General features: G+C 71.1%; 10 protein-coding genes. 8 read left to right on the top strand and 2 right to left on the bottom strand.

Going from position 1 to position 14,154, the window contains the following annotated elements; genetic code table 11:
• Positions 1-203 precede the first annotated feature (203 nt).
• The 3 genes from mtrA to ABIA32_RS21760 are packed head-to-tail and all read left to right on the top strand — an operon-like array spanning position 204 to position 4,882.
• Complete coding sequence (gene mtrA, locus ABIA32_RS21750; protein ID WP_037605443.1) at positions 204-881, top strand: MtrAB system response regulator MtrA; 678 nt, start codon at positions 204-206, stop codon at positions 879-881.
• A gap of 1 nt (position 882) precedes the next feature.
• Positions 883-3,036: an MtrAB system histidine kinase MtrB gene (gene mtrB, locus ABIA32_RS21755; protein WP_370097957.1), complete on the top strand. Its 2,154-nt coding sequence runs from the start codon at positions 883-885 to the stop codon at positions 3,034-3,036.
• 1 nt (position 3,037) lies between these two features.
• Positions 3,038-4,882, top strand: a complete 1,845-nt coding sequence (locus ABIA32_RS21760) for an LpqB family beta-propeller domain-containing protein (protein WP_370097961.1) — start codon at positions 3,038-3,040, stop codon at positions 4,880-4,882.
• 4 nt (positions 4,883-4,886) lie between these two features.
• Here the strand turns inward: ABIA32_RS21760 and ABIA32_RS21765 are convergent, their stop codons facing one another.
• Positions 4,887-5,585 carry a ComF family protein gene (locus ABIA32_RS21765; protein ID WP_370097964.1) on the bottom strand — a complete coding sequence of 233 codons (699 nt, stop codon included), beginning with the start codon at positions 5,583-5,585 and terminating at the stop codon, positions 4,887-4,889.
• 398 nt (positions 5,586-5,983) lie between these two features.
• Between ABIA32_RS21765 and hpf the strand changes: the two genes are divergently transcribed.
• Together hpf and ABIA32_RS21775 are read left to right on the top strand one after the other, a co-directional pair.
• The gene (gene hpf / locus ABIA32_RS21770; RefSeq protein WP_370098335.1) at positions 5,984-6,607 is read left to right on the top strand and encodes a ribosome hibernation-promoting factor, HPF/YfiA family; all 624 of its coding nucleotides are present in this window, start codon (positions 5,984-5,986) and stop codon (positions 6,605-6,607) included.
• A 154-nt stretch (positions 6,608-6,761) separates the two neighbouring features.
• Positions 6,762-7,430 carry a response regulator transcription factor gene (locus ABIA32_RS21775; protein ID WP_051943658.1) on the top strand — a complete coding sequence of 223 codons (669 nt, stop codon included), beginning with the start codon at positions 6,762-6,764 and terminating at the stop codon, positions 7,428-7,430.
• Here the strand turns inward: ABIA32_RS21775 and ABIA32_RS21780 are convergent, their stop codons facing one another.
• The gene (locus tag ABIA32_RS21780) at positions 7,431-8,633 is read right to left on the bottom strand and encodes a winged helix-turn-helix domain-containing protein (protein ID WP_370097967.1); all 1,203 of its coding nucleotides are present in this window, start codon (positions 8,631-8,633) and stop codon (positions 7,431-7,433) included.
• 265 nt (positions 8,634-8,898) lie between these two features.
• Between ABIA32_RS21780 and ABIA32_RS21785 the strand changes: the two genes are divergently transcribed.
• From ABIA32_RS21785 to ABIA32_RS21795, 3 genes are read left to right on the top strand one after another with little or no spacing between them, the layout of a single operon-like run.
• Positions 8,899-11,121: a hypothetical protein gene (locus tag ABIA32_RS21785; protein ID WP_370097970.1), complete on the top strand. Its 2,223-nt coding sequence runs from the start codon at positions 8,899-8,901 to the stop codon at positions 11,119-11,121.
• 43 nt (positions 11,122-11,164) lie between these two features.
• Positions 11,165-12,670: a GT4 family glycosyltransferase PelF gene (pelF, locus tag ABIA32_RS21790; protein ID WP_370097973.1), complete on the top strand. Its 1,506-nt coding sequence runs from the start codon at positions 11,165-11,167 to the stop codon at positions 12,668-12,670.
• Positions 12,667-14,043 (top strand): hypothetical protein, encoded by a 1,377-nt coding sequence (locus tag ABIA32_RS21795; protein WP_370097976.1) that lies wholly within the window; start codon positions 12,667-12,669, stop codon positions 14,041-14,043. Before pelF ends, ABIA32_RS21795 begins: the two co-directional genes overlap by 4 nt.
• The last annotated feature ends 111 nt before the right edge of the window (positions 14,044-14,154 follow it).

The following is a 14,154-nucleotide window of genomic DNA, read 5'->3' on the forward strand; positions in this document are numbered from 1 at the left end:
GTACTGCAGGGGGGACCCTGTGGGAGAGTAGGACACCGCCGAACAACCTTTCCAGTGAAGCCCCCTGACCATCGGTCAGGGGGCTTCACTGCGTTGTAGGTCCACTTGTCCCCTTTCCGTCCCACCCGTCCCGCTCGAACGAGTGGCGCAAGTCTCCTCGACTGTGCCCCAGGTCACGTTTGAGAGATGAGACCATGGACGGTATGAAGGGACGCGTCCTGATCGTCGATGACGACACTGCTCTGGCCGAGATGCTTGGCATCGTGCTGCGCGGGGAGGGATTCGAGCCAAGCTTCGTTGCTGACGGCGACAAGGCCCTGGCCGTCTTCCGTGAGGTCAAGCCCGACCTCGTGCTCTTGGATCTGATGCTTCCGGGCAGGGACGGGATCGACGTCTGCCGACAGATCCGTGCCGAGTCCGGAGTGCCGATCGTCATGCTCACCGCCAAGACCGACACCGTCGACGTAGTCGTCGGTCTCGAGTCCGGCGCGGATGACTACATGACCAAACCGTTCAAGCCGAAGGAGCTTGTGGCCCGCGTTCGGGCACGTCTGCGTCGCGCCGAGGAGCCGAGCCCGGAGCAGCTCGCCATCGGTGACCTGGTCATCGACGTGGCCGGCCACTCCGTCAAGCGCGACGGCCGAAGCATTCCGCTCACTCCGCTCGAGTTCGACCTGCTTGTCGCGCTCGCCCGCAAGCCCTGGCAGGTGTTCACCCGCGAGGTCCTGCTGGAGCAGGTCTGGGGCTACCGCCACGCGGCAGACACCCGCCTCGTCAACGTCCACGTGCAGCGGCTCCGCTCCAAGATCGAACGGGACCCCGAGCGTCCCGAGATCGTCGTGACGGTTCGCGGTGTCGGCTACAAGGCGGGACCGAACTGAGATGAGAGGTCAGACGCCCGCCGTCGAGCCCGAAACCGACGGCGGGCAGTCGACCGAACAGAAGACTGAGCAGAAGACCGGACAGAAGGCCGGGGAGCGCAGCGCGCGTCCCAGGCCGATGCTCGCCGCTGTGCGTCGGCAGTTCCGGCGGCCGTTCCGTCGCGCCGTGGGGCTGTACCGGCGCTCCATTCAGTTGCGCGTCGTGGCGATGACGCTGGTGCTCTCGCTCGGTGTCGTACTGCTCCTCGGCGTCGTGGTCATGAACCAAGTTCGCAACGGCCTGCTCCAGGCCAAGCTGCAGGCGGCCACGACCCAGGCCGACAGCGGGTTCGTCTCCGCCAAGAGCGCTGCGAGCAACCTGGGGAACTTCAGCGGCCACAAGGCTGTTCCCGCCACTCCCGGACAGGGCTCGGCCGGCGCGGCTCCCACCGACCTGGGCAACGTGATGACCGACCAGGTCCAAGCGCTCGCCACCAGTGGTGCCGGTTCGTATTACGTCGTGGGGATGCTGCCCGACGGCAGCAAGGACCTGGCCGCAGGGAGTCCCACCTCGCGCGCGCAGCGTGTGACGGGGGGCGTGGATCCGAGTCAGACGATTCCGGCGGATCTCCAGCGGCTGGTCCAGGAGAACGCGGGCAAGCGCCAGGGCGCGTTCACCTCGGTCAGTTACCGGGACGGTTCCCCGTCCGAGCCGGGGATGGTCCTGGGCGAGCAGATCTCGATCCCGAACGTGGGGTCGTACCAGCTGTACTACATCTTCCCCTTCACGCAGGAGACCAAGACGCTGAGCCTGGTCACCGGCACGCTGGCGACGGCCGGCGTCTTCGTCGTGATCCTGCTCGGGGCCATCTCCTGGCTGGTGGTGCGGCAGGTCGTGACCCCCATCCGGATGGCCGCCGAGATCTCCGAGCAGCTGGCCTCGGGCCGCCTCGAGGAGCGGATGAAGGTTTCCGGCACCGACGACATCACCAGGCTCGGCGAAGCGTTCAACCGCATGGCCGGTGCGCTTCAGGCGCAGATCCGCCAGCTCGAAGAGCTGTCCAGGGTCCAGCGTCGTTTCGTCTCGGACGTCTCGCACGAGCTCCGTACGCCGCTGACGACCGTCCGGATGGCCGCGGACCTGCTCTACGAGTCCCGTGAGGACTTCAACGACCCCGCGGCCGAGCGTTCGGCCGAGCTGCTGCAGAACCAGCTGGACCGCTTCGAGTCGCTGCTCGCGGATCTGCTGGAGATCAGTCGATTCGATGCCGGCGCGGCCATTCTCGATTCCGAGCCGGCCGATCTGCGTGAGGTCGTGGCGAGGGTCATCGACGCCGCAGGACCGCTCGCCGACCGGAAGGGCAGCGAGGTGCACGTGATCGGCGCCGACGAGCCCGTCGTGGCGGAGGTCGACCCGCGCCGGATCGAGCGGATTCTGCGCAACCTGGTCGTGAACGCGCTGGAGCACGGCGAGGGCCGCGACATCGAGGTGCGGCTCGCGGCCGGCGACGGTGCGGTGGCCGTCGCGGTGCGGGACCACGGCATCGGGTTGAAGCCCGGTGAAGCCGCCCGCGTCTTCAACCGCTTCTGGCGGGCCGATCCCGCTCGCGCCAGGACCACCGGCGGCACCGGGCTCGGTCTGTCCATCGCCCTGGAGGACGCCGCGCTGCACGGCGGCTGGCTGCACGCGTGGGGCGAGCCCGGCGGCGGATCGCAGTTCCGGCTGACGGTCCCGCGCAATGCGGGCAGCGAGATCACCCGGTCGCCGATTCCGCTGGAGCCGGAGGACTCACGCGGCAACCTGGGCCTGGACGTCTCCGGCAGCCCGTACCGGCGGGCTCGTCCGGCCGGGGCCACAGCGGTGCTGGCCACCTCCGGCGACGAGGACCTTCAGGCAGGACAACCGAGTCTGGGGCCGGGGCTGGGCGGGGTGCTCGGCTACGGTTCCGTGATTCCGGCCCTGCCCGGCCCTGGCCGGAGCGCACCCGCCAGCAATCCGGCGGATCTCGGTCCTGTCGCGGGGCTGGGGGCAGGGTTCGGCATCGGGGGCGCCCAGGTCGTCGTTGCCAGAGAGGACCGGGACGGCGGCGCGGCCGAGGCGGCCGGAGTCGAGTACGAGGCCGACACCGAAGCACCGGGCCCGACGGATGGTGAGTTGCCACGTGGAGAGTTCTGAGATGTCACGTCGAGACGGGCGCCGACGCGTCGGGTCGCGTGGGCGCGTGGTGCGCGGTGCGGCGCTGTCCGGCGGCGCGCTGTTGCTGGCCGGTTGCGCCACCATGCCCGACAGCGGACCGATTCCCGCGGGTTCAGCAGAGCCGACCGGCAGCACCCAGAACACCCGCGCCGAGCTCATCGCCGCTCCGCCGAAGGACAACGAGAGCCCGCAGCAGCTGGTCAACGGATTCCTCGACGGCCTCGCGAGCGACGAGGCGAACTACACGATGGCCCGCCGCTATCTGGCCGAGGGCACGACCTGGGATCCGCTCGCCAAGGTCACCGTCGTCGGCTCCGCGATCCCCGACAACCCGGTGTTCAGCCCCGACGGCAAGACCGCGCGGGTCCAGGTGACCGGAATCGAGACCGCCACCCTCGATGTGCACGGCTCCTACACACCGGGGTCAGGCGCGCAGGTCACGCAGGAATTCGTCTTCGCGAAGAACGACAAGAACCAGTGGCGGATCAAGACCCTGCCGCCGGGCATCCTGATCACACAGCAGGACTTTCCTCGCATATACGAATCGGTCAACCTCTTCTTCCCCGCCTCGCGAGGCCTCACCTATGCCGGCGTCAGCCCGCTCGTGGCAGACCCGGTCTACCTGCGCAGCCGGATCGATCCGCTGACCACCGCGGCTCGGCAGCTGCTGGCGGGACCGAGCAGCTGGCTCAATCCCGTGGTGGCCTCACCCTTCCCGTCCAAGTCCACGCTGGACCTGGACACCAGCAGCGACCAGGCCAAGGTGTATCTGACCCTCGGACCGGGCGGGCTCTGGAGCAGCAGCTCCTGCAAGGCCATGGCAGCTCAGTTCTATGCCACGCTCACCCAGCTGGAGGTGCGGGTCCCGGGCGTCACCAAGCCCAAGTCGGTCGCGCTCTACCAGGGCCACAGCGGCGGCGAGCAGTGCACGGCGAACGGTGAGGGGGACAGCAACCCGGTCCGGCCGACCGCCGCCGCCACCGCGTACTTCCTCAATGCCCAGCACCACCTGATGAGTGTCACACCACCGGCCTCGGGCACGGGCGATGCGGACGTCACGCCCGTCTCCGGGCAACTGGTCCCGCCCAACACCGTCGTCGGCTCGTTCGCGGTCACGCCGCGCGGCGATGGCGCGGTGGCGGCGGTGTCCGAGAGCGGGCAGTCGCTGTACCTCAGCTCGCTTCAGGCGACGATGCCGCCCAGCCGCCCGACGCTGCAGAGCGCGGCTCCCTACGGGCTCTCCGCGCCGAGCTGGGACGGGACCGGCACGCTCTGGGTCGCCGACACCGATCCGAAGGCCCCACGACTGCGGGCGGTCATGGACGGCAAGGAGGTCTCGGTCAGCGTCGACGGCCTCCAGGGCGTGGTGCAGCAGGTGCGCGTCGCTCCCGACGGTGTGCGGGTCGCGCTGCTGGTCAAGGACGGAACCACCACCCGGGTCGAGATCGGCCGGGTGCTGCGCGGCGGGAACGACAACGCACCGCGGCTCTCTGTGGACGGGCTGCGCGAGACAGCGCAGGACATCAGCTCCATCAGCTCCCTGGCCTGGCAGGACGGCGACAGCCTGGTGATCGTCGGCCAGCAGACGGGGACCACCAGCGTCATCGCCGTCGAAATGGACGGCTCGCCGGCTGCGTCGGCGACCCTCCAGGCGCTCAACGGCGTCACCGACATCACGGCCAACCCGGGGGAACCGGACCAGCCGCTCTTCGCGGCGGCGAACAACAGCAGCAACCAGGTCTTCTTCCAGCAGTCGCTGGGCACCTGGGCGACGATCGCCCGCCCCGACGCCAGCAAGGGGACCGCGGTCCGCTATCCCGGCTAGTGCGTCAGCGCTTCGCCGTCGCGGCGACGACTGCGGCGGCGAGGACGTCCGCGCCTGCCTCGCTGAGGGCGCGGGCTGCCTCGGCGAGGCTCGCACCGGTCGTGACCAGGTCGTCGACGAGCAGGACGTGTCCGGAACGGAGGTCGCGGCCGCGCCTGTCCACGCCGAGCGCTCCGCGCAGGTTGCGGCGACGTGCCGCGGCGTCCAGGCCCGCCTGGTCGGCCACGGCGCGGACGTGCCTCAGCGCGGGGACGACGCGGGCGGGAATCCGGGCGCCGCGCAGCGCCCCGGCGGCGGCGCGGGCCAGCCGCGTCGTCGGGTCGTGCCCACGGGCGCGGGTGGCATGCGCGGCGGAGGGCATCGGGACCAGCAACAGCGGCCGCGCGCAGCCCGGTTCGACGGGGACGGCGGCCCGTACCGCGCCGGCCAGCGCGCGTCCCAGCGGGGGCGCGAGCCGCAGCGCTCCGCGCTCCTTGTGGGCGAGCAGGGCCTGACGGACCTCGCCGCCGTACGGCAGCGCCGCGTAGACCTCGGGCAGGCCCGGTGGCGGGTGCGCGGGACGCGCACGATGCGGCTCTGCGGCCTCCAGCAGGGCCCGGCACGGGCCGCAGAGCTGGGCGTGGCCGAGACCGCAACCGACGCAGCTGGCGGGCAGCAGCAGGTCGAGTGTGGCGTCGAGCAGGGAGATGGAGGACCGCTCCACAGGAGCCTCCCGGCGCGGTCGGGGGTACGGTCGGAGTAGGACCGACCAGCTGAACGAGCGGAGCCCAGAGTGCCCCGTGCACCCCGTTGACGTGGAGCATTTACGCGATGTTCATCCGAACGGGGGTAGGTACCGCGCGGGGGCTGTACAAGGCCCCTCGACGCCGCGAATTTGGGAGGTCAGGAGAGATGGCCCTCTCGGTCGTGACCTTCGACCCGGAGTCGGACGAGCGGATCCCGGGGAACCGTTGTTCCATGGGGTTCCCACCGTTCCGATTGGGGATGAAGGGGACTGAGGGGCGGCTCCGCCCGGCCCCGAGCGGGGCGGCGTTGCGTACTTGATGGGCCCGAAGGACCTACGGGTCCGTGGGCATGAAGCGCGAAGGATCGGAGTTCTGCGTGGACATCGTCGTCAAGGGTCGCAAGACCGAGGTTCCGGAGCGGTTCCGCAGGCACGTCGCCGAGAAGCTCGAGCGGATCAACAAGCTCGACGGCAAGGTGATCAGCGTCGACGTGGAGCTCTCCAAGGAACACAACCCGCGCCAGGTCGACCACGCCGACCAGGTGGAGATCACGCTGCACAGCCGCGGCCCGATCATCCGGGCGGAGGCCAGCTCCTCCGACCCGTACTCCGCGCTCGACCTGGCCTCGGCCAAGCTCGACGCGCAGCTGCGCAAGGCCGCGGACCGGCGGCGGATCAGCAAGGGACCGCGGGCGCCGATGAGTGTCGCTGCGGCGACCGCCGCCCTTTCGGACACCCCCGGGCAGGCCACCCCCGAGGAGCTGAGCCCGCCCAGGAAGACGATGCAGGGATCGGTGCAGGTGGAAGGCGACGGACCGCTCGTGGTCCGCGAGAAGACCCACCCCGCCGAGCCGATGGCGCTGGACCAGGCGCTGTACGAGATGGAGCTGGTCGGCCACGACTTCTACCTGTTCGTGGACGCGGAGACCAAGCAGCCGAGCGTGGTCTACCGCCGGCACGCCTACGACTACGGTGTGATCCACCTGAAGGTCGAGGCGTAACCTCACAAGGAACGTCACCGCACGACCACACAGGGTCGTGTTCGAGGGTTCCCCCGGCACACTTCCGGGGGAACCCTCCGTGGACGGGTGATCGCGACTCCCGCGAAGCGTGGAAGGATGTCGCTGACAGTCGCCCACCGAGGGGGAGGACCGGATGGTGGAGCCGATCCGGGTACTGGTCGTGGACGACCACGCGCTCTTTCGGCGCGGACTGGAGATCGTCCTCGCCCAGGAGGAGGACATCGCCGTCGTCGGCGAGGCCGGAGACGGCGCCGAGGCGGTGGAGAAGGCTGCCGATCTGTTGCCGGACATCATCCTGATGGACGTGCGGATGCCGCGTCGCAGCGGCATCGAGGCGTGCACGGCCATCAAGGAGGTCGCGCCCAGCACGAAGATCATCATGCTGACCATCAGCGACGAAGAGGCCGACCTCTACGAGGCGATCAAGGCGGGAGCCACGGGCTACCTCCTCAAGGAGATCTCCACGGACGAGGTGGCCACCGCCATCCGCGCCGTCGCCGACGGCCAGTCGCAGATCAGCCCCTCCATGGCGGCCAAACTGCTGACCGAGTTCAAGTCGATGATCCAGAAGCGGACGGACCAGCAGGAGCTGCTGCCCGCACCACGGTTGACGGACCGCGAGATGGAGGTCCTCAAGCTGGTGGCGACGGGGCTGAACAATCGCGACATCGCCAAGCAGCTCTTCATCAGCGAGAACACCGTGAAGAACCACGTGCGCAACATCCTGGAGAAGCTCCAGCTGCACTCGCGGATGGAGGCCGTGGTCTACGCGATGCGGGAGAAGATCCTCGAAATAGGCTGATCAGGCGTTCAGCAGCTTCTCCAGCGGGGCGCGCAGGGATTCGTCGTGCAGCTGCTCGACGCGGACGGCGTCGCAGCCGACCCAGGTGGCCGCCTCACGCAGCGCCTCCGCGAGCGCGCCCGTGGCCCTGGGCGTGGTGAGCGAAACCTGACGGGCCACCAGCGTCCGCCCCTCGCGGGCCGGATCGACGCGACCGACCAGCTTGCCCCCGGCCAGCAGCGGCATGGTGAAGTACCCGTGGACCCGCTTGTGCTTGGGGGTGTACGCCTCGAGCCGGTGCGTGAAGCCGAAGACCCGCTCGGTGCGGGTGCGGTCCCAGATCAGTGAGTCGAACGGCGAGAGCAGCGTGGTGCGGTGCCGCCCGCGCGCTTCGGCGGCCAGCGCCGCCGGATCGGCCCAGGCCGGGGCGGACGGGCTCCCACTGCGCCGGTTGGAAGAGTTTCCCCAGCCGGCCACCTGGACCGGGACCAGTCCGGACTCCGGCAGCGCCGCCACGACCTGGTCGATCTTGAGGCGGTGGTAGTCGGCCAGATCCTTCTCCGTGGCCACGCCGAGGGCCGCGCCCGACTGGGCGACCAGCTGCCGCAGGCACGCCGCGTCGTCCAGCTCGGTGTTCAACAGCTCGGCGGGGACGGCCTGTTCGGCCAGCGAGTAGACCCGGCGCCAGCCGCGGCGCTCGGCGCAGACCACGACACCGGTGTCCAGCAGCCACTCGACGGCGATCTTGGACTCGGACCAGTCCCACCACTCGCCGCCCTTCTTGGCGCCGCCGAGATCCGAGGTCAGCAGCGGGCCCTCGGCGCGGAGCTTGGCGACGATCTCGGCGCAGGAGCGCTCCGCGTTCTCCATCTGATGCCAGCGGTAGCCGCGCTCGACGAAGCGGCGGCGCCGGAAGGCGAAGAGCGGCCACTCCTCGACCGGCAGCACGCAGGCGGCGTGCGACCAGTACTCGAAGGAGTGCCCGCCGCTCCAGTAAGCAGCCTCGACCGCCTGCCGCCCGACGGCCCCGAGCCTGGCGTAGGGGATCAGCTCGTGCGAGCGGGCCAGCACGGAGATCGTGTCCAGTTGCACCGAGCCGAGCCGCCGCAGCATGCCACGCACGCCGGCCCGGCGATCGGGCGCGCCGAGCAGCCCCTGGGCGCGCAGGGCGATCCGACGGGCGTGGTCGGCGGTGAGCTCGAGCAGCTGCGGCGAGGTCGTCATGCACCGCAGCGTAGGCGGGGCCACTGACACGACTCACCGTTACGAGTGAGGCAAATCAAACTGTCGTCCACAATCTCACGCCCAGGAGTGGAGAAAGCGGATCGGACTGGGTGCGCCGTCCTCGCTGCTCCTAGCCTGGCTTTCGCAGCCAAGTGGAGCTGCCCGTGGGGGCTGGGGGGCTTCGGGGGATTCCTTTCATTCACTTTCTTCAATTCTTTCGGCATGCGCGCCATCGATTTCGCGCATGTCCCTGGGAGGGGACGACATGGGTCGTAGGACCCGTTGGGCCGCCGCGTTCACCGCGGCGGGACTGCTGGCGCTCGCGGCGCCGGCAGTCGGGGCGAGCGCGGCGAGCACCGCACAGCGGATCGACCTGAGAGTGCTGGTCGTCGACGACGGCGGCCCCTCGGTCGCCGCCATCGTCAACGAGCTGGATCTCACCGGCACGCCGTACACGCGGGTGAGCCTCGCCGACGCGGCGCGGCCGACGATCGACGCCGCGTTTCTGAGCGGCACGGACGCGAGCGGCCGCGCCGAGGCGCGGTACCAGGCCGTGGTGCTGCCCAACAACGCGCCGTTCCCGGCCGGTTCGGCCGAGATGGCCGCGCTGGTCGGCTACGAGCAGAAGTTCGCCGTCCGCCAGGTCGACGCGTACACCTACGCGCAGCCCGCCGTCGGCCTCAACTGGGCCGCGAACCCCGGCTACATCGGCGCGCTCGACGGGCTCAAGGGCTCCGTCACCGAGGCCGGGCTCGGCGGCTCCTTCCGCTACCTCAAGGGCAGCGTGCCGTTCGAGGACAACGACCCGAACGTCATCGAGAGCTACGGCTACCTGGCCAAGCCGCTCGCCACCCAGGCCACCGGCGCGGCCTTCACCCCGCTGGTCACCATGCCGATCCCGAACGGCGGCGGCGCTCAGGGCGTGCTCGCCGGCGAGTACGACCACGGCGGGGTCTCCGAGCTGGTGCTCACCTTCGCCTACAACCAGTACCAGCAGCAGTACCGGCTGCTGGCGCGCGGCATCGTCGACTGGATGACGCAGGGCATCCACATCGGCTTCGACCGCAACTACTTCGCCATGCACGTCGACGACGTCTTCCTGGGCGACGACCGCTGGAGCAGCACGGCCAAGTGCACGCCGGGCGACGCGGCCTCCGCCTGCCAGGGCGCGCCGGCCGCCTCCACGATCCGGATGACACCGGCCGACGTCAGCTACGCCCAGCAGTGGGAGCAGGCGAACAACTTCACCTTCGACTTCCTCTTCAACGCCGGCGGCAGCGACGACGCCACCCAGAACGGCACGGTCGACGACCCGCTGACCGACTCCCTGCTGCAGAACAAGTCCTCGTTCCGCTGGCTCAACCACACCTACAGCCACCCGTTCCTCGGCTGCGTGCAGAACACCACAACCGTCCCCTGGTCCTGCACCAAGGACACGAGCGGCGCCACGGTCTGGACGGACCAGCAGACGATCGAGGACGCGATCACCCAGAACGTCGACTGGGCCAACCAGAACGGCCTCGCCATCGACCCGAGCGAGCTCGTCACCGGTGAGCACTCGGGCCTGAAGACGCTTCCGCAACAGCCCGTGGACAACCCCAACCTCGGCCCCGCGCTGGACGACACGGGCATCAAGTGGACCGGCAGCGACCACTCCCGCGAGCCCGACCAGCGGGCCGTGGGCGGCGCGCTCACGGTGCCGCGCTTCCCGATGAACGTCTACTACAACGCCGGCCACGTCGGCGACGAGGTCGACGAGTACAACTGGCTCTACACCGCCGCCGCCCAGGGCGGCAGCGGCATCTGCACCGCCAACCCGGCCACGACCACCTGCCTGCCCGCCCCGCTCGACCTCAGCTCGGGGTACAGCAACTACATCGTCCCGCTGGAGTCCCGGATCGACATGGGCCACATCCTCGGCGACAACCCGGACCCGCACTACGCCCACCAGTCCAACCTGGCCGAGGACCGGATCCTCTACCCGGTGCTGAACTCCCTGTTCGCCGACTACGCGAGCCTGATGGCGGGCAACACCCCGATCGTCAATCTGCGCGAGTCCGCGATCGGCAAGGAGCTGAAGCAGCGCGCCGCCTGGCAGTCGGCGGTCGCAGCCGGGCAGGTCACCGCCTACCGGGTCGGCAGCACGGTCACGATCCAGGCCCCCGGCGGGGTGCAGATCCCGGTCACCATGCCCACCGGCACGACGCAGTCCCTGCTGCTCGGCCTCGGTTCGGGCCCGGTCGGCAGCGCCTACGCGGGCGAACTCTCCGGTTGGATGAGCCCCGGGCTGCTCCAGAACGCCGTCACGCTCAGGCTGAACACGGCCGGCACGCCCGCCACGCCCGCCACGCCGGCGGGAACGGCCGCCAGGATCGCCGCGACCACGGTCGCGCCGACCTCGCGCAAGCCGCTCCAGCTGTCGACGGTGGCGAAGCCCGTCCCGCTCACCGCGTCCGGGGTCGCCGAGCTGCCGAAGCAGCACACGTAGGCAGGACCGAGACCGACAACTGCACGAGGGGGGACAAGCCCGCATGAACAGCCCGGGGCCGCTGGAGGTCACCCTGCTGACGGAGGGCACCTATCCGTACATCCACGGTGGCGTCAGCACCTGGTGCGACCAGTTGGTGCGCGGCATGCCGGACGTGCGCTTCCACGTCCTGGGGATCACCGGCAGCGGTCAGGAGCCAGTCGTCTGGCCGCTGCCGGAGCAGGTCGCCTCGGTCAGCTCCGTGCCGATGTGGGGCCCGCCCGCCGAGGGCCGGGCCCCACGCGGCCGGGCACTGCGCCGTTTCCTCGCGGGCTACGAGCGCTTCCTGCTCTCGCTGCTCGACCGGGACTTCGAGCAGTACTTCGCCGACGAGCTCTACGAACTCTCGGAGTTCGCACTCACCGGCGGCTCGCTGACCGCCGCTCTGCGCAGCGAGGGCGCGCTGCGCTCGCTCCAGGGCGTCTGGCGGCTGCCGTTCCTGCCCACCAGCCAGGACGAGCCGACCTTCCGCGATGCGCTGCAGGGCACGGACCTGCTGGAGCACGCGCTGCGGCCGCTCGCCGTGCAGCCGCCCGCACGCGGCGTCGTGCACGTCGCCACGGGCGGCCTGGCCGCGCTGCCGGGCCTGACCGCGCGGCGCTTCCACGGCGTACCGATGCTCCTCTCCGAGCACGGCATCTACCTGCGCGAACGCTTCCTCAGTTTCCGCGAGGCGCCGTTCTCCCGGCCGGTCAAGACGCTGCTGCTCGGCTTCTACCGGATGCTGGCGACGGAGAGCTACCGCAGTGCCGACGTCGTCGCGCCCTGCAACCGCTACAACCGCCGCTGGGAGGAGCACGGCGGCTGCGACCCGCGTCGGATCCGCACGGTCTACAACGGCGTGGATCTACGGCAGTTCCCGGTCGCCGACGCCGAACCGGCCGAACTGACGTTGAGTTGGGCCGGACGCATCGACCCGATCAAGGATCTGGAGACGCTGCTGCGCGCCTTCGCCCTCGTCCGCGCCGAGCTGCCGCAGGTGCGGCTGCGCCTTTTCGGCGGGGTCCCCGCCGGGGGCGAGGCGTACCGGGAGCGCCTGGACGCGCTCGCGGCCGAGCTGGGGATCGCCCCGGCGGTCGCCTTCGAGGGCCGGATCGACTCGGTCAAGGACGCCTACGCGGCGGGCTCGGTGGTGCTGCTCTCCAGCATCTCGGAGGGGTTCCCCTTCAGCCTGATCGAGGCGATGGCCTGCGGCCGGGCCACGGTCTCGACGGACGTCGGCGGCGTGCGGGAGGCAGTGGGGGACACCGGCCTGGTCGTCCCCCCGCGCGAGCCCGAGGCGCTGGCGGCCGCGACGCTCGCGTTGCTGCGCGACCCCGCGGAACGCGCGCGGCTGGGCGCGGCGGCCAGACGGCGGGTCGAGGCGGAGTTCACGGTCGAACGGACGGTCGCAGACTTCCGGGGCCTGTACGGCCGGCTGGCCGGTGAGCTGGGCCCGGAGCGCGCCCGGAGGGCGGTGCTGCCGACCCAGCGGGTCGGGGCGGGCGCGAGGGACCGGGTCGCCGCGTGAGCGGATTCGTGGAGCTGGTGCGGGGCCTGCGTCTGGAGCCCGTGCCCGCGCCGCTCCTGCGGGTGGTCGCGGCGGATCCCGCCGAGGAGGTCGCGGACCGCTTCGCCGAGGTGGCGGCGGGCGCGGTGCATCCGCTCGAAGTCGTCGCCGCGATCGAGGCCGAGGGCCTCACGGACCGCAGGATCCAGCAGCGCTACGGCCGCCGCGACGCCTTCGAGCTCGGCGAGGAGCTGTTCCGCCGCGCGCACGCGGAGCTGCCGACGGCACGCAAGCGGGTGCCACGGCGGCTGCGCCAGGCGGGTGCCTCCGCCTGGGGCGTGCCGGTCTCCCGCTGCGCGCTGCGTGGCCTGCTGTTCGCCCTGCCGGGCCTCGCCTACGTGCTCGGCGGTCCGCCGCACGGCTCGCAGTGGAGCGTGGGCGCGGCGCTGCTGTTCAGCTGGAGCTGGAGCCAGGGTGTCGCGCACCTCGCGTATGTGCGGCGGGGCCGGGAGGACGATCCCGGCGCTGCCGCGTGTCTGGCGCGCGGGGGCGTGGCGGGCGCGGTCCTGGCGACGGTCGTGGCCGTGCTCGCGCCGGGTGCGTCGGTGCTCTCGGTCGCCTTCGCGTCCGGCCAGGCGCTGTACTTCGCTTCCGCGACGGCCCTGCTGGTGCTCGGCCGCGAACGCGCGCTGGTCGGCGCGCTGGCGCCGATGGCGGCCGGAGCGGTGTGGCTGCGGGTGGGCGCGGTCGGGCCGCCGGGGTGGCTGGGCGGTCTGCTGCTCCTGCTCTCATTGTTCCTCGCGGTGCGCGCCGGCTGGCGGGAGACGGGCGGCCTGGGCGGGCCGCGTGCGGGGGAGTGGCATCGGGAGTGGCGGGACGCGCTGCTCGCCGGGTGCTTCGGGCTCGGCATCGCGGTGCTGACGCTGGCGCACATCGGACCGGCGACGCTGGCCCTGACGCTGAGCATGGGCGGTGCGGAGTGGTTCCTCGCCCGCTGCCGCGCCTCCACCGAGCTGGCCCTCGGCCGGGCGGGCGCGACCAGGGAGTTCCAACGGCTGGTCCTGGGCGCGGTGCTGCGCGGCCTGGGCGGGTACCTGCTCCTGGTCGCGCTGCTGGCGTGGGTGGTGGGCCTCCTGTGGCAGGGCGCGGGCGGTCCGGGCATCGGCGGGCTGGTGGCGCTGGCGGCGGCGATCTGGAGCGCGCAGCTGTTGCAGTCCCTGGGCCTGCTGACCCGCGCGACGTGCGGCGTGTGCGTCGGCGCGGTGGCGCTGGTCGCTGCGCGGGCGGCGGGCGTCGCTGCGGGCCCGGCGCAGACGGCTGTGAGCGTGGTGGCGGCGTGCGTTCTCCTCGCGGTCACCGCGCAGGCGGTCGGCAACGCGACAAGGCATCGGTGAGGCACATGAGTCAGTTGCACTCCCAGGGGCGCGAGGAACTGCGCGACAAGCCACCCGAGGTGGTGGGTCACTCAGTGAGCTGGGCCATCCGCACAGGGTGGTTTCTCGCAC

The sequence above is a fragment of the Streptacidiphilus sp. MAP12-20 genome (assembly GCF_041262525.1).
Lineage (GTDB): Bacteria > Actinomycetota > Actinomycetes > Streptomycetales > Streptomycetaceae > Streptacidiphilus.